At 65.4% G+C, this 21393-nt stretch carries 22 protein-coding genes and 1 pseudogene; 21 read left to right on the forward strand and 2 right to left on the reverse strand.

Going from position 1 to position 21393, the window contains the following annotated elements; translation table 11 throughout:
• Positions 1-8: 8 nt before the first annotated feature.
• From U5S82_23545 to U5S82_23645, 21 genes are all read left to right on the forward strand, one after another.
• Complete coding sequence (locus tag U5S82_23545) at positions 9-1004, forward strand: rhodanese-like domain-containing protein (protein ID MDZ7754541.1); 996 nt, start codon at positions 9-11, stop codon at positions 1002-1004.
• A 164-nt stretch (positions 1005-1168) separates the two neighbouring features.
• Positions 1169-2626, forward strand: coding sequence for a YeeE/YedE thiosulfate transporter family protein (locus U5S82_23550; GenBank protein MDZ7754542.1), 1458 nt, complete (start codon positions 1169-1171; stop codon positions 2624-2626).
• Positions 2627-2702: 76 nt separating this feature from the next.
• Positions 2703-3947 carry a YncE family protein gene (locus tag U5S82_23555; protein MDZ7754543.1) on the forward strand — a complete coding sequence of 415 codons (1245 nt, stop codon included), beginning with the start codon at positions 2703-2705 and terminating at the stop codon, positions 3945-3947.
• A 229-nt stretch (positions 3948-4176) separates the two neighbouring features.
• Entirely contained in the window at positions 4177-4782 is a 606-nt protein-coding gene (locus U5S82_23560) for a Crp/Fnr family transcriptional regulator (GenBank protein ID MDZ7754544.1), read from the forward strand.
• A 120-nt stretch (positions 4783-4902) separates the two neighbouring features.
• Positions 4903-6147, forward strand: a complete 1245-nt coding sequence (locus U5S82_23565) for a porin (protein ID MDZ7754545.1) — start codon at positions 4903-4905, stop codon at positions 6145-6147.
• A gap of 616 nt (positions 6148-6763) precedes the next feature.
• A complete protein-coding gene (locus tag U5S82_23570) occupies positions 6764-7705 on the forward strand; it encodes a rhodanese-like domain-containing protein (GenBank protein ID MDZ7754546.1) in 942 nt (313 codons plus the stop codon).
• A gap of 460 nt (positions 7706-8165) precedes the next feature.
• A complete protein-coding gene (locus U5S82_23575) occupies positions 8166-8519 on the forward strand; it encodes a metalloregulator ArsR/SmtB family transcription factor (protein ID MDZ7754547.1) in 354 nt (117 codons plus the stop codon).
• A gap of 46 nt (positions 8520-8565) precedes the next feature.
• Positions 8566-8997, forward strand: coding sequence for an arsenate reductase (thioredoxin) (gene arsC, locus U5S82_23580; protein MDZ7754548.1), 432 nt, complete (start codon positions 8566-8568; stop codon positions 8995-8997).
• A 44-nt stretch (positions 8998-9041) separates the two neighbouring features.
• Positions 9042-10124, forward strand: a complete 1083-nt coding sequence (gene arsB / locus U5S82_23585; protein MDZ7754549.1) for an ACR3 family arsenite efflux transporter — start codon at positions 9042-9044, stop codon at positions 10122-10124.
• Between the two features lie 178 nt (positions 10125-10302).
• Complete coding sequence (locus U5S82_23590) at positions 10303-10791, forward strand: rhodanese-like domain-containing protein (GenBank protein MDZ7754550.1); 489 nt, start codon at positions 10303-10305, stop codon at positions 10789-10791.
• A gap of 43 nt (positions 10792-10834) precedes the next feature.
• Positions 10835-11815 (forward strand): MBL fold metallo-hydrolase, encoded by a 981-nt coding sequence (locus U5S82_23595; protein MDZ7754551.1) that lies wholly within the window; start codon positions 10835-10837, stop codon positions 11813-11815.
• Positions 11816-11960: 145 nt separating this feature from the next.
• Positions 11961-12422 (forward strand): rhodanese-like domain-containing protein, encoded by a 462-nt coding sequence (locus U5S82_23600; GenBank protein MDZ7754552.1) that lies wholly within the window; start codon positions 11961-11963, stop codon positions 12420-12422.
• Positions 12423-12458: 36 nt separating this feature from the next.
• Positions 12459-13430 (forward strand): permease, encoded by a 972-nt coding sequence (locus tag U5S82_23605; GenBank protein ID MDZ7754553.1) that lies wholly within the window; start codon positions 12459-12461, stop codon positions 13428-13430.
• A 180-nt stretch (positions 13431-13610) separates the two neighbouring features.
• The gene (locus U5S82_23610) at positions 13611-14084 is read left to right on the forward strand and encodes a rhodanese-like domain-containing protein (protein ID MDZ7754554.1); all 474 of its coding nucleotides are present in this window, start codon (positions 13611-13613) and stop codon (positions 14082-14084) included.
• 13 nt (positions 14085-14097) lie between these two features.
• Positions 14098-14877, forward strand: coding sequence for an arsenite methyltransferase (locus U5S82_23615; GenBank protein ID MDZ7754555.1), 780 nt, complete (start codon positions 14098-14100; stop codon positions 14875-14877).
• Positions 14874-15116: a thioredoxin family protein gene (locus U5S82_23620; protein ID MDZ7754556.1), complete on the forward strand. Its 243-nt coding sequence runs from the start codon at positions 14874-14876 to the stop codon at positions 15114-15116. Before U5S82_23615 ends, U5S82_23620 begins: the two co-directional genes overlap by 4 nt.
• 272 nt (positions 15117-15388) lie before the next feature.
• Positions 15389-15637, forward strand: a complete 249-nt coding sequence (locus tag U5S82_23625; protein ID MDZ7754557.1) for an AbrB/MazE/SpoVT family DNA-binding domain-containing protein — start codon at positions 15389-15391, stop codon at positions 15635-15637.
• A gap of 5 nt (positions 15638-15642) precedes the next feature.
• The gene (locus tag U5S82_23630) at positions 15643-15972 is read left to right on the forward strand and encodes a PIN domain-containing protein (protein ID MDZ7754558.1); all 330 of its coding nucleotides are present in this window, start codon (positions 15643-15645) and stop codon (positions 15970-15972) included.
• Between the two features lie 308 nt (positions 15973-16280).
• Complete coding sequence (locus U5S82_23635; protein ID MDZ7754559.1) at positions 16281-16682, forward strand: hypothetical protein; 402 nt, start codon at positions 16281-16283, stop codon at positions 16680-16682.
• 21 nt (positions 16683-16703) lie between these two features.
• Positions 16704-17024 carry an efflux RND transporter periplasmic adaptor subunit gene (locus tag U5S82_23640; protein MDZ7754560.1) on the forward strand — a complete coding sequence of 107 codons (321 nt, stop codon included), beginning with the start codon at positions 16704-16706 and terminating at the stop codon, positions 17022-17024.
• Positions 16957-17607: a hypothetical protein gene (locus tag U5S82_23645; protein ID MDZ7754561.1), complete on the forward strand. Its 651-nt coding sequence runs from the start codon at positions 16957-16959 to the stop codon at positions 17605-17607. Before U5S82_23640 ends, U5S82_23645 begins: the two co-directional genes overlap by 68 nt.
• A gap of 532 nt (positions 17608-18139) precedes the next feature.
• Here the strand turns inward: U5S82_23645 and U5S82_23650 are convergent.
• Both U5S82_23650 and U5S82_23655 read right to left on the reverse strand, forming a co-directional pair.
• Positions 18140-20303: pseudogene (locus tag U5S82_23650) on the reverse strand (efflux RND transporter permease subunit).
• Between the two features lie 8 nt (positions 20304-20311).
• Positions 20312-21331, reverse strand: a complete 1020-nt coding sequence (locus U5S82_23655; protein MDZ7754562.1) for an efflux RND transporter periplasmic adaptor subunit — start codon at positions 21329-21331, stop codon at positions 20312-20314.
• Between the last annotated feature and the right edge of the window lie 62 nt (positions 21332-21393).

The raw sequence follows: 21393 nt of genomic DNA on the forward strand, positions 1-21393 counted from the left end.
GTACATAGATGAAACTCTTTGCAACGAAGGGGCTGGCCCTGGCGGCCGGCGTATGGGCGACCCAGGCTTGGGCCTTGCAGGTACCGGGTCCCCTGGTGGATACGGCATGGCTGGCCAAGAATCAGGACGACGTGGTGGTGCTGGACGTGCGCCGGGACAAGCAGAGCTTCATCCGCAAGATGGGCGGCAGCGGTGAGGTGGCCGGCGTCCAGGCCTGCGGCGCCAAGGGCGGCGGTGGCGGCGTGTCCGGCCACATCCCGGACTCGGCCCTGATCGAATGGAAGGAAATCGCCGTCAAGGACAAGGCCAATGGCGTGGAACTCCACGACATGGTGCCTTCCAAGGGTGATTTCGAGAAGCTGATGCAGAAGAGCGGCGTCGACCAGGGCAGCGCGGTGGTGATCGCCACGCCCGGCGACGGCATGCCGTCCATCGCCGACGGCACCCGGCTGTATTGGACCCTGAAGTACTTCGGCCATGACAATGTCGCCCTGCTGGATGGCGGCGTGGCCAAGTGGGGGGCCGAGAAGCGCAAGATCGAGTACGGCCGTACCCGGCCCAGCAATGGTAACTGGAGCGCCACGACGGAGCGCCGCGACATGCTCGCCACCCTGGAAGACGTCCAGCAGGGCATGCGGGATGGCGTCCAGCTCGTGGACATCCGCACCCCCGACTATTACCTCGGGTTGAAGCATAAGGCGAAGAAGGTGAAGGGCAAGGGCCACATCCCGGGCGCCAAGAATATGCCCTTCATGGTCATCGGCAAGGAGAGCCCGGAGGGCACCACCCTCTATTCCACCGACGAGCTGCGGCGGATCTCCACCGAACTGGGCCTCGACCCCGGCAAGCCGATCATCACCCACTGCAACACCGGTCACCTGGCCAGTTCCGGCTGGTTCGTCATGCACGAACTGCTCGGCAACAAGGATGCCCGGCTCTACGTGGGCTCCATGAACGAGTGGTCCGCCGACCCGGCGCGCCCGGTCAGCAACCGCTCCGAGTAGGCCAGACCCGAGGGCTCCCTTGGGGGTCGCCGCGGGCATCCCGCCACGGCGACCGCCCGCCGGATGCCATCTTCGTGATGGCAGCCGGTCCCCGGGGCGGCCCTCCCCTTCTTTCCCTCATGTGATTCGCAATCCTCGAATGGGACTGCGACAGGAGATTCGCCATGTTGAATTCTGACACCCTGATCGACGACGGTGCGTCGCCGACGGAGAGCCTGGGCAAGCGGCTGCTGCGCCGCCAATGGCCCTTCTGGCTCGGCGGGCTGGTGGTAGGCCTGGCCGAGATCGTTTTCTATTTTCACACCGACATGTTCATCGTCGTGACCACCGGACTGGCCCAGATGTTCGCGGTCAGCGAGGAAATGGTGGGTATCGACTGGGTGGCCCGGGTCTACGAGCCCGGCATCCATTGGACCATCATCGCCGCCCTGTTGGGCGCCCGCCTGGTGGCGGTCGTTGAAGGCGAGTCCCGGGGTTGGGTCAAGTACAACTGGCGCATCCTGAGCCTGGCATTCATCGGCGGCCTGCTGTTCTCGTTCGGCACCCGCCTCGCGGCCGGCTGCACCACCCACCATTTCATGGGTGGACTGCCCGCCATGAGCATCGCCTCCTGGGTAGTGCTGTTGACCGGGATCCCCTTCGCCTTCATCGCATTCAAGATCGCCCTGTGGGCCGGCGTGGGTGGTTACTTCAAGCACCAGGAGACCCGGGAGACCGCTCGCCGCCATAAAGACGATCCGGCCAATCCTCAGCCCGGTTACGATGCCAATTATAACCACTGGCTTAATCCCATGCGCTGGGTCTTCAACGCCTTCCTGCTGATCACCATCTTCGCGCTGCCCCTCTATTACGGACTCACCGGCTGGATCTCCGGCTCGGTGAACCAGATCGGCTGGTCGGAAGTGATCTGGATGGCCATCCCCGGCGTGTTGCTCGGATTCGGCATCGCCAAGACGGGTTTCGGCACCGAGTGCTCGGTGATGGCCCCGGAGGCCACCTTCACCAAGGAGGAGTTCTACCGCAAGGGCGGCGTGCCGCGCTGCACCTATCATATGTTCCGCGGCATGCTGCCCCTGCAGGGCTTCATGGTGGCCATCGTGGTCTTCAACCTGTTCATCCTCGCCTGGTGGATGCTCGGCAAAGGCAGCATCCCCAATGCCTCGGGCTATGCGGGGCTGTACTGGGGCCATATCCTCGGAGGGCCCCTGCTGGCCATGGGCGCGGTGTTCATGATCGGCTGCGAGGTGCGCACCTACGCGCGCCTGGGGCTGGGCTACTCCACGGCGCTGGTGGCCCTGCCGGGCTTTTACATCGGTTACCTGCCCTACACCCTGTTCCAGGAGCAGATCGATCCGGTGGTCTTCGGTGCCGGCTTGACCGATTTCATCACCATCCCGGAGTGGGCCGCCTATGCCATCGGGGGCAGCCAGGAGGCCTGGGCCATCGCCTACAGCCTGGTGCTGATCGGGCTGCTGGCCATGTCCTTCCAGGCCTCGCGTTCCTTCCTGGGGCTCAAGCTGAAACAGATCCTGTACTACAACACCGACGAGATCGTGTACGGGTCTGCCCGGGCCGCCCAGCCCGCAACGACAGGAAAGCCTGCCTTAGAACCGGCAGGCTGAGCCCGGCATCTGCCGGCTCCGGCCAGGGACGGCCATCACACCCAATGATCATCTACGACACCAAAGGACGGAAATCATGAAATACCCACAACCCATAACCCGCCTCGCCGCCGCCCTGCTGACCGCCGGCGCCGTATCCACTGCGCTCGCCAGCAACTACACCATCGGCGGCCCCAATCAGAGCCATTTCGTCGTACCCAACTGGGGCAAGAATGGCCACACCGTGACCTTCATCCCCTCCCTGGAGAACATGCGGACGGTGACCGCCGGCCCGCCCGGCACCAAGCCCGCCCACATGGTCCCGGACCCGCAGGGGGACTACCTGTTCGCCATCAACCATGGCGGCAATACCCTGACGGTCTTCGATGCCCGCAGCGGTGAATTCATCAAGCAGATCGTCACCGGATCGGAGCAATCCAAGAAGGGCCAGGGACATCAGTACTACTGGAGCCCCGATGGCAATTATCTGTATGTCACCGAACTCGACGACGACGCCGTGGTGGAGATCGACGCCCGCAACCTGGTGGTGAGCCGCCGCGCCGAGAACGTGGCCGACTTCCCCTTCGGGATGGTGCCGGCGTGGGACGAGGGATACCTGTACGTCATCGCCGAGGGCCCCGGTCCCGTGGAGGTGGAACGGCCGGGTAACTCCGTCACCCAGCTCGACCTCGCCACCTTCAAGCCCCTCAAGCAGATCACCGTAGGCAAGGCCCCCCACGCCGCTGCCTATACCAACGGCAAGGTCTACGTGGGCAACATCGCCAAGGGCCATCGTTCGGTGTCGGTCATCGATGCGGCCAAGGGCGAGGTGGTCAAGACCATCGACGTGGACTACGAGAATCCTCATTTCCTGGAAGAGCCGGCCAACAACAATCACATGCTCCTGGTGGCCTCCAAGGAGGTGCCGGAACTCGTGCTCATCGACGTCCGCAGCGACGAGGTGGTGGGACACTTCAAGGCCACCGAACCGGGCATCGGCATCAACAAGATCCGCCATCCCATCTGGCATCCTTCCGGGGCAAGCCTGTATTTCCCCATCGGCTTCGAGGACGGGACCTCCCGCATCTACCACATATCGGTACCGGACCTGAAGGTGCTTCACATCTCGCAACCGGCACCCACGGTGGTCCACATGCTGCAATGGAACAAGACCCGCGACCGCATGTATGCCGCCACGGAAGGCAACCAGAAGAAGGGCATACCGCCGGGGGTCTCGGTCTACAAGGCCGCGGGGGACGGCTCATTGAAAAAGCTCGCCGACATGTTCGCCGACCTGCCCGAGGGCGAGGCCATCAAGGGGCATCACGGCAGCCTGAATTAACTCCCATGGCGATACGCGCCGCCCGAGATGATGAAAGAGGAGTGCGTATCGCCATGCTCGTTCCCTCACCCCATCCCTGTACTCCGGGCATCCTGCCCTTCGCCCTGCGGGCCGCGCCAAGGCGCGTTCAAATCCGTTCCCGACGGATTTGTCCCAGAGGGAGAGGGGGAGTTCGTGCTTCGCGACTTTCACGTTAACCGATGATGATGAAAAGCAAGGGGCCCGGTCGATGACGGCCGGCGCCCTCCCCGAGTGTCTGCCGCCGGCCCTGGTGGAACGGTCCGATACCGTGCCCGTGGCCGGCGGCGAGCGCTTGTTTTCCTTCGGCGCACCCGTCACCCATGTCTATTTCGTCCTCGAAGGGGAAATGAAGGCGGTGCGCTATCTGCCCGATGGCCGCGAGGTCATCATGCTGCGTGCCGGCGCGGGCGAGTTCTTCGGCGAATCGGCGCTGGCGGTGGAGACCTTCGTTTGCGACGCCTTCGCCACCCGCCCCTCACGGGTGGTGGCCCTCCCGGCCGCCACCTTCCGGGCCCAGTTGCAGCAGGACCCGGCGTTCGCCCATGCCTTCTCCATGCTCATGGCCAAGGCAGCCCGCCGCCAGTGTTCCCGCTATGAGCGCCTGCGCCTGTCCAAGGCCCGGGACCGGGTGCTGCATCTGCTCGGCTGCGAGGCCGACGGCAACGGCCGCTACACCCTCGCGGGCACCCTCGCGGACCTCGCCGGGGAGCTGGGCCTCGAGCCCGAGACCCTGTATCGTATGCTCGCGGAACTGAAGCGCGAGGGACACATCGCCAGGGACCGCAAGGCCCTTCATCTGCTCAGACACGACTGAGGCCGCGGGTCGCCCCTATGTCGGGTAACCTAATTTCAATCATGTCCATCACCATTTGGACCCGTTAGGGTCCGCTGTTCGGGGACATCCACACACATGAGGGAGAGAATAATGCAGTCAATGAAAAGAACCACTCTGCTCACCGCCGCCATCGCCGCCGCCCTCGGTACCACGCCGGCCCTGGCGGGCGATGCCGAGACCCTGCGGGCCATGAAGGCCCAGATGGCCGAGATGCAGCGCCAAATCGAGGCCATGGAGGCCCGCCTCGAGGAGCAGGAGACGAAGCAGGACAAGGTGGCCACCCAGGTGGCTCAACAGGAGAAGAAGTATCCCGGCCTCGGCAAGGCGGTACAGGTCTACGGCCAGGCCCGCGTCAGTGCCGACTTCACGGATAACGATGTCGGCAGCGACGGCGAGGAGATCGTGAGCAACGCCTCGCGCATCGGCGTGCAGGGGGAGATGGATACGACGATTGCAGGCACTGCGGTGTTCTACCGCGCCGAGCTGCGCTACGAGACCACGGACGAGGTCAACGGCGACGATACGAACTTCGCAGACATTGACGGCGACGGAGACCTGGACCCAGTGGGCGAAGACGGCGGCGACAGCAAGGAGCTGGAGTTCCGCGAGGGCTTCGCCGGCCTCAAGGGCGGCTGGGGCAAGCTGCGGGTCGGCCGCCTGAGCACCGAGTACAAGAAGACCGGCACCACGATCGACCCCTGGACCGATAACGCCCCCCAGGGCCGCGGCGGCGGCCGCCAGGGCATGTCCGAGATGCACTCCAGCTACTTCAATAACGCCATCGACTACGTGACACCCAAGTTCGCCGGCGGCTTCACCGCCAACGCCTGGTACTCCACCCGTTTCGATAACTCCTCCAAGAACCTGCACAATGCCGGGGCCTTGACCAATTTCAAGGGCGGCGACGCGGGGGGTATCGGTGTCAAGTACGCGTCCGGCCCCCTATTCGTAGGCGTGGACTGGGTCGATATCGACGCCGACAGCATCGCCGGTGGCGGTGTAAGCAACGACAGTGCATGGCAGATCGGAGCCCGTTACAAGGTCATGGACAACCTCTCCTTCGCCGCCCTGTACGAGGACAGCGAGGACCTCGGGTTGGGCGAGAACTGGTACGTCAACGGCATCTACCGCGTCGGCAACACCCGCCTCATCGCCGCCTATGGCCAGAGCAACGACCGGGTGGCCAACGGCAACAATGACTGGGACAACTGGAGCATCGGCGCCAAATACGACCTCACCAAGAAGTCGGAGCTGCTGGTGGCCTGGAACCGCCGCCAGGACGACACCAACGACAACGATTTCGACACCCTCACGGTGGGCATCAACGCCAAGTTCGGCTACTGAGCCCAAGACGGCCAGCGCCGGGGGCGGGTACTGCCCGCCCCTTTTTTATGCGGCTAAGGTGAATTTCCTCTCGCCAAGGCGCCAAGAGCGCCAAGAACAGCAAATATTCCTCTCACGGAGGCACGGAGGCACAGAGATTTTTTTTGCTCGTCAGCAGAATTCGTGAGTATAGATGAGAAGAATTTCCTCTCGCCAAGCCCCCAAGAGCGCCAAGAACAGCAGATATTCCTCTCACGGAGGCACTTTAGGCACGGAGGATTCTGTGTTGAATGCGCCCGGCGAACCTGCCCGGCGAATGGAGCCCTTCCAGGGGACGGGGAGCCGTCACGGAAGCCGCGAGGGTTGCGGAACCATGGTTGTTCTCGCCTTTCTCCGTGCCTAAAGTGCCTCCGTGAGAGATTAAGCTTTTGATCAACAGCGAACAGGCCACGAATAAAGCGAAAATCGGCAAGCTGAATTGACAGGGAGATGGATCTGACCGCCAACCGACACAGGCCGTGGCACCAGACCCGCTCTTGAGGTATTTTCAACCATCGATGCGCCCACGGCCGGCGGCGCTTCGACACCGATCCCAGCCGGCCGCCCCCGACCCAATGACGGAGACCCAGAGAACCCGATGAACACAACGACCTGCTTGCATACCCTCCGCGCCGGGCTGCTGTCGGCCCTGCTCCTGGTCCTGCCCGCCGCCGCCTGGGCGGCACCGGACTTCCTGGTGGACGCCGACTGGCTGGCGGACCGCATCGACGACGACGATGTGGTGGTGCTGGAGGTGCGTTATCACCCCCACCGCTACCTCACCATCGGCCACATTCCCGGCGCGGTGCAGATCCAGCGCTTCAAGGACCTCGGCGCCAACCACGCCACCCCGCCCATGCGCTTTCCCTCCCACGAGGTGTTCCAGCAGCGCCTGCGTTCCTGGGGGGTCAACGACGATTCCACCATCGTCATCTACGACGACTCCCGCACCGCCCTGGCCTCGCGGCTCTACTTCATGCTGGACCTCTACGGCTTCGACATGGACCGCGTGAAGGTGCTGAACGGCGGCACCATCGAATGGACCGTGTTCAACGAGCTCGAGAAGGAGCCGGCCGCGCCGGCACCGGGCAACGTCACCCTGAAGCCGGCCCATCCCGGCCTGCTGGTGGAATGGACGGCCGTCTACGACGACGTTATATCCCGCCGCGACCCGCAGGTGGTGCTGCTAGACGCCCGCCCCGGGGACATGTACACGGGTGAGGTGATCCGCCATTCCATCCAGGGCGGCCACGTCCCCGGCGCCATCAACATCGTGAGCCTCGACGGCACCGATGGCCAGAGCCAGAAATGGAAGGACGACGAGGCCCTGGCGGCCATGTACAGCGCCATTCCCAAGGACAAGACCATTTATATCTACTGCCACGACGGCTTCCGCCAGAGCCTCGCCTACATGCAATTGAAGCATCTCGGCTACGAGGACGTGCGCCTCTACAACGGCGGCTGGTCCCACTGGGGCAACGAGCTGACCCTGCCGGTGGTGGAGGGCCCAGAGCCCTACGACGAGGCCTACGCCCTGTAACCCGCCTCGCCCCGGGGGCGCCAACGCCCCCGGGCCGCGCACCATCAAACCCACCTGAAAGCGTAGGGTGGAACAAGCGTAGCGGTTCCACCAAGAAGGTGATGAGCATCGTCCCATCCCCGTCCGGCAGGTCCGCTGCGCTTGACCTGCCCTACGGGGCTGTGAGTGATTCCGGCCCGGCCTGTGGTATGCGCGGCGGGTTTGAATGTCGGGATGAATCCCGACCTACATCCGTGCCAAAGGAATGGGCGGTGGTGGGGGGTGTTGTGTAGATCGGGCTGTAGGTCGGGCTTCAGCCCGACACCCAACGTTGGCGGGTGGCGCGAGCGCAACATTCATCCACAGATTCTGCAGGCGAGCCTAAAGACATATCCGTTGTATGGATCGACGTCAAAGGCCATGAGGTAGTCCTAATTAATATATGGTTGTTGTTATATATGAAGAATCGTATATTTCGCCCATGACCTTCGACGCCGACAGATTCTTCGCCGCCCTCGCCCATCCGTTGCGGCTGCGGGCGGTGGTGCTGCTGCATCACGAGGGCGCGTTGTGCGTGTGCGAGCTGACCCATGCCCTGGAGGTCTCCCAGCCCATGATCTCGCGCCACCTGGCCCTGCTGCGGGAGGCCGGCGTGGTGCAGGACCGGCGCGACGGGCTGTGGGTCCACTACCGGCTCCACCCGCAACTCCCGGATTGGGCGGCACAGGTGGTGGCGAGGGCCGGCACCGGCCTCGCGGGCCAGCCGCCCTATCGCCGGGACCGCGAGGCCCTGGCGGCCATGCCGGACCGCCCGCCCATCCGCTGCTGTGCCTGAACCCCACACCACCCTCGCCCAAGCCCACCCCTAAGGAGTAGACCCCATGAACCTGCTGTTCCTGTGCACCGGCAACTCCTGCCGCTCCCAGATGGCCGAGGGCTGGGCCCGGCACTTGGGCCGGCCATGGCTCCAGGTGGACTCGGCCGGCATCGAGGCCCACGGCCAGAACCCCCGGGCCATCGCGGTGATGGCCGAGGCGGGCGTCGACATCTCCGGCCAGGCCTCCAGCCGGGTCACCCCGGAGATGCTTGCCACCGCCGACTTGGTGGTGACGGTGTGCGGCCATGCCGACGAACACTGCCCGGTGCTGCCGCCAGGCACCCGCAAGGAGCATTGGCCCCTGGAGGACCCGTCAAAGGCCACCGGCACCGAAGAAGAGATCATGGCCGTATTCCGGGCCAGCCGCGACGAGGTGCGGCGCCGCGTCGAGGCATTGATCGAAACGCTGGAATCCGAGCGAGGTAAGACACCATGAGCACCCAATGCGAGACCACCGCCAAGCACGCCGCCGGCGCGGAGATGGGCTTCTTCGAGCGCTATCTCACCGCCTGGGTGTTCCTGTGCATTCTGGCGGGGATCGGTCTGGGTCATTTCTTCAACGGCGCCTTCCAGGTGGTGGGCGCGCTGGAGGTGGCCCAGGTCAACCTGCCGGTGGCGGTGCTCATCTGGCTGATGATCATCCCCATGCTGCTGAAGATCGACCTGCGGGCCCTGGCCGGTGTGCGCCAGCACATGCGCGGGGTGGGGGTGACCCTGTTCATCAACTGGGGGGTCAAGCCGTTTTCCATGGCCCTGCTGGCCTGGTTCTTCATCGGCTGGCTGTTCCGCGACTGGCTGCCGGCGGAACAGATCGACTCCTACATCGCCGGCCTCATCATCCTGGCGGCGGCGCCCTGCACCGCCATGGTGTTCGTATGGAGCCATCTGGCCCGCGGCGAACCCCATTTCACCCTCACCCAGGTGGCCCTGAACGACGTCATCATGATCTTCGCCTTCGCCCCCGTGGTCGGCCTGCTGCTGGGGCTGTCGGCCATCACCGTGCCGTGGGAGACCCTGCTGCTGTCGGTGGTGCTCTACATCGTGGTGCCCCTCATCATCGCCAACCTGTGGCGGCGCTGGCTGCTGCGGGGCGAGCACGGCTACCTGCGCCTGCAGCGGGTGCTCGATACCATGCATCCGGTATCCCTGGTGGCACTGCTGGCCACCCTGCTGCTGCTATTCGGCTTCCAGGGTGAGCAAATCATCACCCAACCGCTGATCATCGCCCTGCTGGCGGTGCCCATCCTCATCCAGGTGTTCTTCAACTCGGGGCTCGCCTATGTGTTGAACCGCGCCGTGCGCTCGCCCCACTGCGTGGCCGGCCCGTCGGCCCTCATCGGCGCCAGCAACTTCTTCGAGCTGGCGGTGGCCACCGCCATCGTGCTGTTCGGCTTCGAATCCGGCGCGGCGCTGGCCACCGTGGTGGGGGTGCTCATCGAGGTGCCGGTGATGCTGCTGGTGGTACGCCTGGTGAATCGCACCCAGGACTGGTACGAGCGCCGCGAGGGGGTGCCGCCTTACGAGGAGTGCTGCCCGACGGCGCTTCATGTGCATGGCCAGTAGGCTCACGGCCGGCTACCGGCCTGTCTGGCGACACGGTCATTGAATGTTTTTAATGACAGCCCCCTGCGGTGCGCCGAGAATCCCTTTGCCGGCCCGTGAGCCGCCGCGGCGGAACTCAGGCACGGATCGGGGCGCCCACGGTGGCATCCCAAACCACTACTCACAAAAGGAGCATTCCATGACAAAACCACGCCTCTACACCCTGTTGCTCTGTACTTTAGCCCTCGCCCTGCCAGGCATCGCCACAGCCTATGACGCCGATCTGGCGACGCGCCTGCATGAGGGACTCACCGGCAAGATGGACCGCCAGAACCTCGCCGAGGCACCGCCCAAGATCGATGCCCCGGAGTTGGTGAAGGCGCTCGCCAAGGGCGAGGGCCCCGTCCTGCTCGACATCCGCACCCCGGCAGAACACGCCATGGTGGCCCTCAGCCATCCCCGGGCCCTGTGGATCCCGCTGGATGAACTGTTCAAACCCGAGAACCTGGACCGCCTGCCGGCAGACACCCCCGTCGCGGTGGTCTGTCTATCCGGTTACCGCGCCGCCTTCGCCACCGCCCTGCTCCGGGCCGTGGGCTTCGAGGACGCGGTGTTCGTCAAGGGCGGCCTGGCCGGCCTGGTGAAGGAACTCAAACCGTCGGTATTGGGCCCCGTGAAGTCCCGTTAAATCGGCGATGACCCAAATCGGGATAGCCCATCGAGTAGCCCCCATGTCCGCTTCCATGCCCACCCACTGCCGCGACAACCACCGCCGCCGGGCCGTGCCCTGGCCCGGTGTACTCGTGGCGGTGCTCCTGGCCGGCTTCAACACCGCCGCCCCGGGCTTCACCCTGGAAGTGGAGCGTGTCACCGACCGGGCCTACGCCCTGGTGGGCGATATCGGCCCCCGCAGCGTGGAAAACCACGCCCTCAACAATACCCTGGGCTTCGTGGTGACGGATGATGGCGTGATCCTGGTGGGCTCCGGCGCCAGTCCCGCGGGCGCCGCGCTTATCGAACGGACGGTGGCCGGCGTCACGCCCCAACCCATCCGCTGGGTGGTGAACATCGGCGCCCAGGACCACCACTGGCTGGGCAACGATTATTTCGCCGCGAAGGGTGCCGAGATCATCGCCCTGGAACGCACGGTGGCGGCCCAGCAGACCCATGTGGATGCCCACCTGGCGCGCCTGCGGGGGCTGCTGGGCGACGTAGTAGAGGACATCGGGCCGGCCTACGCCCCGGCCCCTATCGACGCCGATCGGGCCTCCCTGCAGCTGGGCGGCCTGGACCTTGAACTCATGTGGCCCGGTAACGGCCATTTCCCCGGCGACGCGGTGCTGTGGCTGCCCCGCCAGCGCGTCGTGTTCACCGGGGACTTCGTCTTCCATGACCGCATGCTGGGCATCCATCCCTTCACGTCCGTGGTGGCCTGGCGGGACGCCTTCGATGCCATCGCGGCCCTCGAACCCGCACATGTCGTGCCGGGCCACGGCCGGCCCGGCGACATGGCGAAGGCCACGGCGGACACCGGCGACTATCTCCACTCGCTGGCGGACCGGGTAGGGGGCGCACTGGAGGACTGGATGGAGATTGGCGCCACCATCGAGGCCCTGGCCGAAGCACCGGCCTTCCGCCATCTGCGCTTCTACGATGACTGGCACCGCCGCAACCTGCACCGGACCTATCTGCAACTGGAATCCGCCCTTTAGCAACCATGGACCCACATCCGTTCAATCGTTTCCCGCACCCGGCGCGGCTGCCGGATAACTCCGGCCCGCCCTTGCAGCGCCCCGCAGGGGCCGGACCGGCCGCATCCTCAACCCTCTAGGGATGGATAAGAATATGGAGTCACCAATGAAGGCATCACTCAAACCTCGTATCCTCCCCGGCGCGGCCCTGGGGCTGTTGCTGGCGCTCCTGCTGCCCTGGTCGGCTGCGGCCGCGCCCCGGGACGGCCTCGACAACGCCATCGTCACCTATCTCGCCGCCGGGCCCATCGAGAACTTCCTGCTGCAACCGGAGGCCCTGCCCGATGATCCGGGCGATGAGTTCTACCTGGTGTTCGATGTGCGCAGCCCTGCCGAGGTGGAGGAAGGCGGCCTCCTGCCCGGCGCCGTCCACGTGCCCTATACCGATATCGACCCGCTGCTGGATGCCCTGGCCGGCGACCATAGCCAGCCGGTGCTGGTGTATTGCCAGACCATGCTGCGCAGCACCCAGGTAGTCATGGCCCTGCGCCTGCTCGGTTACGAGAACGCCTGGTACCTGGCCGGTGGCATCGACCGCTGGCGCGCGGCCGGCAAACCGCTGGAATGAACCTGCCCTGCCCTCACCGGAGAAAGGCTGATACCCATGTTCGATAGCCTCGCCGACTTGGTGGTCTACCAGTGGCTGGGACTGGACCCCGCCACCCATGGCGGTGCCGCCCTTCATTTCTTCGTCATGGACACGGCGAAGATCTTCGCCCTGCTGGTGGTGATCATCTACGTGATGGGACTGTTCCGGGCCCTGCTGTCACCGGAAAAGGTGCGCGCCTACGTGCGCGGCAAACCCAAGTGGCTGGCGCGCTCCTCGGCGGTGAGTCTGGGCGCGGTGACACCCTTCTGCTCCTGCTCGTCGGTGCCGCTGTTCATCGGCTTCGTGGAGGCCGGCATCCCCCTCGGGGTCACCTTCTCCTTCCTCATCGCCAGCCCCATGATCAACGAGGTGGCGGTGGTGATCCTCATCGGCATCCTGGGCTGGGAGCTGACCCTGATGTACGTGGCCGCCGGCCTCACCGTGGCCTATGTGGGCGGCGTGGTGATGGAGCGCTTCCGCGTCGAGCGCTGGGTGGAGGACTACGTGTGGAAGATCCACATGGGCGAGGCGACCATGGCCCGGCCCGACACCTCCCTGGCCGGCCGCCATCGCTACGCCTGGGGCGAGGTGCGGGAGATCGTCGGCCGGCTATGGAAGTGGGTGGTGGCGGGGATCGCCGTGGGCGCCCTGTTCCATGGCTACGTGCCCGAGGACTGGGTCACAGAGCACCTGGGTGGCGAGGGCAACTGGCTGGCGGTACCCGGCGCCGTGCTGCTGGGAGTGCCCCTGTACTCCAACGCCACCGGTGTCATCCCGGTGGCCGAGGCCATGCTCGGCAAGGGTGTGGCCATCGGCACCACGCTGGCCTTCATGATGAGCATCGCCGCCCTGTCGCTGCCGGAGATGATCATCCTGCGCAAGGTGATCCGCTGGCCGGCCCTCGCCCTCTATGCGGGCGTCCTCGCCATCGCCTTCATGCTGGTGGGCTGGGGCTTCAACCTCCTTGGAGCGTCGGTACCGGTCTGAATGAACACATCGAGGACACGCCGAAGAATTCGGCGTGTCCTACGCGCGGCAGGATGCCACGTGCTTGTGCGATGGCATGGGCCATCGACAATGAAGGAAGGCGAAAACCGTGTTTTCACCTTCCGCGCTGACTTGGCCATGGGAGGCCAATCCGCAGCATATCCTTACAGGAGCAAGCTCATGAAGACATTGACTGTGGTACTGATGTTTCTCTCCCTGTGCACCGCGGCGCTGGCCGATGAAGCGCTGGCCGATGAGGCGCTGGCCACTGACCGGGGGCTGGAGCAATACATCACGAACTTCGACTACGCCGCGCGCAAGGACATGAAAATGGACAGCCAAGGCCTCATCCAGCTGTTGAAGGAAGGCAATGCACAGTTGATCGATATCCGTTTTCCGGAGGAGTTCGCGGCCTGGAAGGTCAGCCCGGCCACGAACATCCCCTTGCCGGAATTGCCCGCCCGGCTCGACGAACTGGATACCAGCAAGGTCATCGTCACCGCCTGCCCGCACACACCCCGCGCCGTCATCGCCATGCTCTATCTGCGCTCCCGGGGGATCCCGGCCAAATTCCTCAAGGATGGCCTCATAGGCCTCGCCGACAACCTGCGGGGAGACGACGCCCGCGACTTCATTCAACAACTTCCCAAGTAACATGCCAGATGCCATGAACGAACCTGATCAGAACTCCATTCGCGATGCCGTGCGCGAGACCTACGGCGACGCGGCCCGCGGCGGCGGTTGTTGCGGATCAACACCCGTAAGCATCGACTCGGCACGGCTCGGCTACTCGGATGCAGACCTCGGCGCCATCCCCGAGGGCGCCGATCTGGGCCTGGGTTGCGGCAACCCCCAGGCCATCGCGGGCCTGAAACCGGGGGAGACGGTGCTGGACCTGGGCAGCGGGGCGGGCTTCGATTGTTTCCTCGCCGCCCGCGCCGTGGGTGACGGCGGTCACATCATCGGCGTGGACATGACACCGGAGATGCTGGCCAAGGCCAGGGAGAATGCCCGGCGGGGGGATTACCGCAACGTGGAGTTCCGCCTCGGCGAGATCGAGCACCTGCCCGTGGCGGATGCCAGCATCGACGTGATCATCTCCAACTGTGTGATCAACCTCTCGCCCCACAAGGAACAGGTATTCCACGAGGCCTTCCGCGTGCTCAGGCCTGGTGGCCGCCTCGCCGTCAGCGACGTGGTGGCGAGTGCGGAAATCCCGGAGCAGACACGCCGCGACTTGGCCCTCCATACCAGCTGCATCGCCGGCGCCCGCCCCGTGGACGAGTTGGAGACCATGTTGAGGGACGCGGGCTTCGATGCCATTCGCATCGCGCCCCAGGACAAGAGCCGGGAATTCATCCGCGACTGGGCGCCCGGACATGAGGCCGAGGCCTATGTCGTTTCCGCCTCCATGGAGGCCATCAAACCAGAGGTAGTGACACCATGATGAACATCAAGGTACTCGGCACGGGTTGTGCCAACTGCAAACGCACCCAGGCCCTCATCGAGGAGGCCGCCAAGGCCGGCAATGTCGACATCGAGATCGAGAAGGTGGAAGACATCGCCGCCATCATGGGCTACGGCGTCATGTCCACCCCCGGCGTCGTCATCGATGGCACCGTGGTCCATGCCGGCGGCGTGCCGGATCGCAAGGCCGTGGAGGGCTGGCTCGCCGGCCACAGCTGATCGTCGTCGCAGACAACCGGAGCGACCACGACAGGTCCTCCTACCACCATGAAGAACCGGCTGATAGCAAAACCATCCCGGCAGTCCCTTGCTTAATTTCGGCGAGGCGCTCATGAAGCATAGCATTACCCGCATCGCCAATCGGCTGGAAGAGACTGCTGATCCCTTGGCGTTCTTTGCGTCTTGGCGAGAGACTATTGTTTCTTGGTTTGTGCTTGTCTCGACTATAACCCCGGTATACTCCTACTGAGTATTACCTTGAGGGTCATATTATGGAAACCACCTCGGTCACCAGCAAGGGCCAGGTAACGATTCCCCAGGCGATCAGGCGAAAGTTGGGCATCCGCAAGGGCAGCAAGGTGGAATTCACTATTGTGGGAGACCACGTGCAGTTGCACTTGGTGAGCACCCCTGCGGAGGTCGAGGAAAGCGGCTTCGGTATGCTCAAGAGTAAGAAAGCTGCCGTCGCCACCGATCTCGATCCGTCGACACTGCTGAAAAGGGGATCGTCCGGTCCGTGAATGGATTGGACACCAACATCCTGGCTCGCTACTACATCCAAGACCGCGCCGATACCGAGGCATCGAAGCAGCACGAGGCGGCGCGCAAGCTCATCGAGGCGGGTGATCCGCTCATGGTCTGCAAGACCGTGCTGCTCGAGTTCGAGTGGGTGATGCGCGGGTACTACGGCTTCGAAAGGGAAGAGATCCTCCCCGTATTCCGGCACCTTTCCCCCCTCGCCCACATAAGAATCGAAGATCGGTCGGAGGTCGAGCAACCTGCCACAGGTCGTATTTCATCTGCTGGCCGAGCCACATCTCGGCACGCCCGCCGTGCTCAGGTCCCAACCATTTAAGGTGCAAGCCGCGAAGCACGCTCTCCCCCTCTCCCTCTGGGACAAATCCGTCGGGAACGGATTTGAACGCGCCTTGGGCGGCCCGCAGGGCGAAGGGCAGGATGCCCGGAGTACAGGGATGGGGTGAGGGAACGAGCATGGCGATACGCGCTTCTCTTTTATCATTCCGGGCGGCGCGTATCGCCATGGGAGTTAAACACAAAAACTGGCGCCACACTTGCATAACAGTAATTAGTGTCAGACCGCGGAGATAATTGGTCTCTGCTTTAATGCAAGTATGCAAGCCTGACCCGAACACTGGAGACCCCATGAAACTAATCCCTCTATTCGCCACCGTGGCGATCGTCTGCTCCGCCCCATCCGCGACGGCCCAGTTCATGGCCCAGTTCGATACGTCCCGCGACAGCCGCCACCAGCACCCGCACCACTCGCGTCCCATGATGGATGACCGGCATCATCGCCCCCGGCACGACCGGTCGGCCGAGGAGCACCAACGCCATGAGTCCAGGCCACGGCAGGATGCCCCCTTCAACACCGCACCCCGGAAGAGAGAGCACCGCTATCACGAGCATTACCCGGAATTCCAGCCGGGACCACCCCTGTGGCAACAGCGGCGGAACGACATGTCCCGAGGCGGCTACCGGGACGGCCCGCCCATGTGGCAGCAACACCGCGGACAACCCTATCAGCGACCCTCATGGCGCGAGTAACACGGTGGGGCTCCCAGAGTGATGCTCACAAGGGACCTGACCCGCGCCATCCGCGCCGTGGGCCGGGTGACCTACGGCGAGACGCGCCTGGCCGACGTCGCACTCAAGTTCGATGCCTGGATCGGCGAGCTGCACGTGGATTACGTCGGCGCCCCGGTCGAGAAAGGCCAGAAGTTGTTCACCGTCAACGGACCGGAGTTGCTGGCCGCACAACAGGAGTACCTGGAGCTCGGGGACCGTCCGTTGGTGTTCGAAGACCTTGGCGCCGGGCGGCGTGCCCGTCACCATCAGCGACGTGGGCACGGTGGCCCTGGGGCCGGCCATGCAGCGCGGTCAGGGTAAACTCGACGACCAGGGCGTGACCGTGGGTGGCATCGTGGTGATGCGCTATGGCGAGAATGCCCTGGCTACGCGTCGCGCCCTTCGCCGGGATCAAGGCGCCCACGGGCGAGATGACGACTGTGATTCCCATGGCCGGCTGCCGGCCAGTGTGCAGGCGGGCTCCGGATCGTGGGACTATTTCGGCGGCATCGTCATGACCCACCAGACCCTGAGATACCAGATGGATAGGCAGATCACTTATCGGGAGAACACCGTGGCCGACGACTTCGAGGCCGGGGATGTCTGGCGCCTGGATGGGTCTTTGGAATATCGCTTGAATCCGTTGGAGATTGCCGGTGGCGTACCGGCCTTCATCTACGGCGCCCTGGAGGTCAACCTGATCCATGAGGGCAGGAACCGCATCGATGGCCGCAGGGACCCCGACTCCGGCGGCACACGGCTCTTTCTCACGCCGGGGCCTCAATACGTGGGCCGGCGGTGGATCCTGGAGGGGGCGCTGCAGGTGCCGGTGGTACAGGACCTCAACGGCGGCGCCCTGGAGACCGACTACATCCTTCGCGCCGACGCCAGGCTCAATTTCTGAGCACCGGGATCTGTACGTGAAGGACGCGGGCATGGCACGGGAAAGAGCATTTCGTGGGGTTCGCAAGCTCACCCCAGCTATTGGCTCCGCCTGGCGGGATGTCGGGCTGAAGCCCGACCTACAGCCCGACACGACACCCCCACCGCCCATTCCTTCGGCACGAATGTAGATACTCCGTTTCCTGTCAAGCAGTCTGTAGGTCGCTTGCTCTCGGCAACCGACATCCGCGCCCGCAAAGCGCCGAGTTTCCGTCGGCTGCCAAGAGCAGCCGACCTACGCCTCTGTCTTTCTCCCCAGGGGAAATGGGAAAGGGGAAAAGGTTTATTACCCGTGCGTCCGCTATGCTGAAGCCGAAACGGTGGATCCGCTGCGCCTTTTCAAACGGCCACTCCTCCCTGACCTTCTCCCTTTTCGCGTCACTCGCGTCTTTTGCGGTTACGCTTTTTGTAGGTCGGGATTCATCCCGACATTCAAACCCGCCGCGCATGCCTCGCGCCGGGGCGTTTCTCCCGCAACAGGCCCCTCAGGTCCGCTACCGGCGCTCCTGAAGGCTCAACACGAACACCGTCAGGGCGGGCAGCATGGTGAGGGTGACGATGGCCGCGCCGAGGATGCCGAACAGCACGATGGCGCCCACGCCGCGGTAGAGCTCGGCGCCGGCGCCGGGCAGGAACACCAGGGGCGACAGCCCGGCGATGGTGGTGATGGCCGACATGGCGATGGGCCGCAGGCGGGCATCCACCGCCTCGCGCACGGCATCCAGCGCCGCCATGCCCTCGTGGCGCACGTTGTCCATGGCACGATGGACGATGAGGATGGGGTTGTTCACCACCGTGCCCATGAGGATGAGAAAGCCCAGCATGGAGATCATGTCGAAGGGCTGATGCACGGCCTGCAGGCCCGCCAGGGGCAGCAGGGCCCCACCCTGGTTGAGCAGCCACAGGCCGGCGATGCCACCGGCCACGCCCAGGGGAATGGCCACCATGATGAGCAGGGGATAGCCCCAGTGGGAGAAAATGGCCACCAGCACCAGGTAGACGATCACCAGCGCCACCGCGAAGTTAGTCCGCAGGGCCTCCTGGGTGGCCTGGAGCTGGTCGCTGGCCCCGGAGATGTCGATGGTGATGCCGCTGGGGATGGCGCCGGTCTCGCGCAGGTGGCCCAGCACCTCCTGCCGCACCACCTCCACGCCGGTCTCCAGGGCCACCGTCTCGGGAGGGATGATGTTGAGGGTCACGGCACGGCGGCCCTCCACCCGCCGAATGGTGCTGGTATCCACCGTCTGCACCACGGAGGCCAGGGCCGACAGGGGCAACACCGCGCCCTGGGGGGTATAGATGGGCAGCCGCTCCAGCTCGCCCACCCCGACCCCGGGACCGGCGCCGCTGTACAGGTAGATATCGATCTTGTCGTCGGCCAGGAAGAACTCGTCCACGAAGGCGCCGTCGGTGAGGGCGGCCACGGTGAAACCCAGGTCCCCGGCGCTCATGCCCACCTCGCTGGCCCGGTCCCAGTCAGGGCGTACCTCGATGAGGGGCTGGGCCAGGGACAGGGTGGACGGGTTGGCCTGGATGCGCGGCCCGTCGAACACCTCCTCCGCACGCCGGTAGGCGGCCAGGGCGACATCGTAGATGGGCCCGAGCCGCGGCCCCGTGATGTCCAGATTGACGCTGCGGGTACCGCCCTCGTTGCTGGTATGGAGTCCTCGACGTAGGTCACGTCGTCGGCGGTGAGGGCCATCTCCATGCCGGCGGGCCGCAGCATCTCCTCGTTGATGGCCGCCACCTGGTCCATCATGGCGTACTTGATGTCGATGACGTTGGAGCCGGTGATGCGCCGCACGGACAGGCTGATGACGGGCTGGCGATTGACGAAGGAGGCATCCCGGACCTCCTGATGGTCGAGCACCACCCGGGCCACGTCGGCGAGGCGGATCACCGCGTCGCCGCGGCGGGCGATGATGAGGGTGTCCATGTCCTCCACTTCGTCGAAGCGCCCCACGGTGCGCAGCAGGTAGCGGCGCTTGCCGCTCTCCAGCTCACCCCCGGAGACGTCACGGTTGCGCGCGGTGATGGCTTCGCGCACGTCCAGCACCGTGAGGTCCCGCTGGGCCAGGGCCTCCGGATCAAGCAGCACCCGCACCTGGCGCTCGGCGCCGCCGCCCACGCCCACCCGGGACACGCCCGGCACGCCGGACATGCGCGGGCGCACGTGGTCCTCCACGAAATCCCGCATCATGTCCATGTCGAGGCCCCGGGGATTACCCTCCAACGGGGCGATGCGGAAATACATGAAGGAGTTCTGGGAGAACGACGTCGCGTAGACCCGGGGCTCGTCCACGTTCAGCGGATAGGACGCACCTGGTTGAGGGCGTTGTTCACCCGGATCAGGGTCTCGGTGATGTCCACGCCGAAGGGGAACTCCATCTCGATCTCGGCCTGACCGCTGGAGGCGCGGGAGATGATGCGGCGCAGGGCCGGAATGGTGCGCAGGTACTCCTCCTGCTCGATGAGGATCTCCTTCTCCACATCCTGGGGCGTGGCGCCGGGCCAGGAGGTCTGTACCGTCACCGTGCGCACCTCCAGGTCCGGGATCATCTGAACCGGGATCCGCAGGGCCGCCAGGACCCCTAGCACCCCCAGGATGAGGACGATGACGGTCATCAGCACCCCGCGGCGGATGATGGCCTCGAACATGGCGCCCCTCAGTCGCCGCCGCGCACACGGACGGCCTGGCCGTCCCGCAGGGCCTCATTGCCCTCCACCACTACCGTCGCACCACTCGCCAGGCCGTCCCGGATCTCCACCTCGTCACCGAAGGCGAGGCCCAGCCGGATCTGGTGCTCCCGCGCCCGGGGGGTGGTTGCGGAGCGCTCCACCACCCACACCGACACGCGGCCGTCGGGATAACGCAGCAGGGCGTCACGGGGCACCACCACCCCCCTGCGTCCCGTTTCCAGGCGCAGGATGCCCCGTACGGACATGCCCGGGGTCATGGTGGGATGGGCGTCCTCGGCCGGCAACACCCGCAGCAGGAAGGTACGCGCGGAGGGGTCACTCACCGGCACCGCAGCGTGGATACGCCCGGCGATGGGTCGTCCGGGGAGGGCGTCGAGGAACACCTCGACGGCGGTATCCTCGTTCAGGCGGGGATAGAGTTCCTGGGGGGCGCGGAAGTCGAAGCGCAGGCCGGTGGTGGCCACCAGTTCCACCACCGTGTCACCGGGGGAGACCCACTCCCCCACCTCCGCCACCCGGCGGCTGATGACCCCGTCATAGGGGGCGGTGATGCGGTGCCGCGCCACCACGGCCCGCTGGTGCCGGACCTCCGCGGCCGCCCCCGCCATCTCGGCCTCGGCCACCGCCACGGCCGTGGCCCGGGCCTCCAGCTCGCTGGCCGATATGGTCTGATCCCGCTCCAGGGCGCGCCGCTCCCGCAGGCGCCGGCGGGCATCCGCCAGCTCCGCCCGCGCCCGCCGGGCCGCGGCATCGAAGAGTTCCAGTTTCAGATCCGCCAACTCGTGGTCGAGTTCCACCAGCAACCCGCCCGCCGCCACGCGGTCGCCGGCATCCACCGGCAACGCCGCCACCATGCCGCCCACCTGGGTGGACAGGGACGAGGTGCGGGGTGAAGTGACGGTGCCGGTGACCCGCTCCTCCCGGACGATGGGGATGGTCTCGGAACGGGCCACGGCCACGGGTGCGACATCCGTGGTGGCTGCCATCGCCGGGCACATCATCAGCAGCCCCATCACGGCCAACCCGCCCGTCGCCGGGAGGCGGAACC

The organism is Gammaproteobacteria bacterium, from assembly GCA_034522055.1.
Lineage (GTDB): Bacteria > Pseudomonadota > Gammaproteobacteria > JAABTG01 > JAABTG01 > JAABTG01.

What these genes read in the sequence shown, in the direction of transcription:
- U5S82_23545 (MDZ7754541.1), top strand. Translation starts at nt 9, where the DNA reads ATGAAACTCTTTGCAACGAAGGGGCTGGCCCTGGCGGCCGGCGTATGG.
- U5S82_23550 (MDZ7754542.1), top strand. Translation starts at nt 1,169, where the DNA reads ATGTTGAATTCTGACACCCTGATCGACGACGGTGCGTCGCCGACGGAG.
- U5S82_23555 (MDZ7754543.1), top strand. Translation starts at nt 2,703, where the DNA reads ATGAAATACCCACAACCCATAACCCGCCTCGCCGCCGCCCTGCTGACC.
- U5S82_23560 (MDZ7754544.1), top strand. Translation starts at nt 4,177, where the DNA reads ATGACGGCCGGCGCCCTCCCCGAGTGTCTGCCGCCGGCCCTGGTGGAA.
- U5S82_23565 (MDZ7754545.1), top strand. Translation starts at nt 4,903, where the DNA reads ATGAAAAGAACCACTCTGCTCACCGCCGCCATCGCCGCCGCCCTCGGT.
- U5S82_23570 (MDZ7754546.1), top strand. Translation starts at nt 6,764, where the DNA reads ATGAACACAACGACCTGCTTGCATACCCTCCGCGCCGGGCTGCTGTCG.
- U5S82_23575 (MDZ7754547.1), top strand. Translation starts at nt 8,166, where the DNA reads ATGACCTTCGACGCCGACAGATTCTTCGCCGCCCTCGCCCATCCGTTG.
- arsC (MDZ7754548.1), top strand. Translation starts at nt 8,566, where the DNA reads ATGAACCTGCTGTTCCTGTGCACCGGCAACTCCTGCCGCTCCCAGATG.
- arsB (MDZ7754549.1), top strand. Translation starts at nt 9,042, where the DNA reads ATGGGCTTCTTCGAGCGCTATCTCACCGCCTGGGTGTTCCTGTGCATT.
- U5S82_23590 (MDZ7754550.1), top strand. Translation starts at nt 10,303, where the DNA reads ATGACAAAACCACGCCTCTACACCCTGTTGCTCTGTACTTTAGCCCTC.
- U5S82_23595 (MDZ7754551.1), top strand. Translation starts at nt 10,835, where the DNA reads ATGTCCGCTTCCATGCCCACCCACTGCCGCGACAACCACCGCCGCCGG.
- U5S82_23600 (MDZ7754552.1), top strand. Translation starts at nt 11,961, where the DNA reads ATGAAGGCATCACTCAAACCTCGTATCCTCCCCGGCGCGGCCCTGGGG.
- U5S82_23605 (MDZ7754553.1), top strand. Translation starts at nt 12,459, where the DNA reads ATGTTCGATAGCCTCGCCGACTTGGTGGTCTACCAGTGGCTGGGACTG.
- U5S82_23610 (MDZ7754554.1), top strand. Translation starts at nt 13,611, where the DNA reads ATGAAGACATTGACTGTGGTACTGATGTTTCTCTCCCTGTGCACCGCG.
- U5S82_23615 (MDZ7754555.1), top strand. Translation starts at nt 14,098, where the DNA reads ATGAACGAACCTGATCAGAACTCCATTCGCGATGCCGTGCGCGAGACC.
- U5S82_23620 (MDZ7754556.1), top strand. Translation starts at nt 14,874, where the DNA reads ATGATGAACATCAAGGTACTCGGCACGGGTTGTGCCAACTGCAAACGC.
- U5S82_23625 (MDZ7754557.1), top strand. Translation starts at nt 15,389, where the DNA reads ATGGAAACCACCTCGGTCACCAGCAAGGGCCAGGTAACGATTCCCCAG.
- U5S82_23635 (MDZ7754559.1), top strand. Translation starts at nt 16,281, where the DNA reads ATGAAACTAATCCCTCTATTCGCCACCGTGGCGATCGTCTGCTCCGCC.
- U5S82_23640 (MDZ7754560.1), top strand. Translation starts at nt 16,704, where the DNA reads ATGCTCACAAGGGACCTGACCCGCGCCATCCGCGCCGTGGGCCGGGTG.
- U5S82_23655 (MDZ7754562.1), bottom strand. Translation starts at nt 21,331, where the DNA reads ATGGCAGCCACCACGGATGTCGCACCCGTGGCCGTGGCCCGTTCCGAG.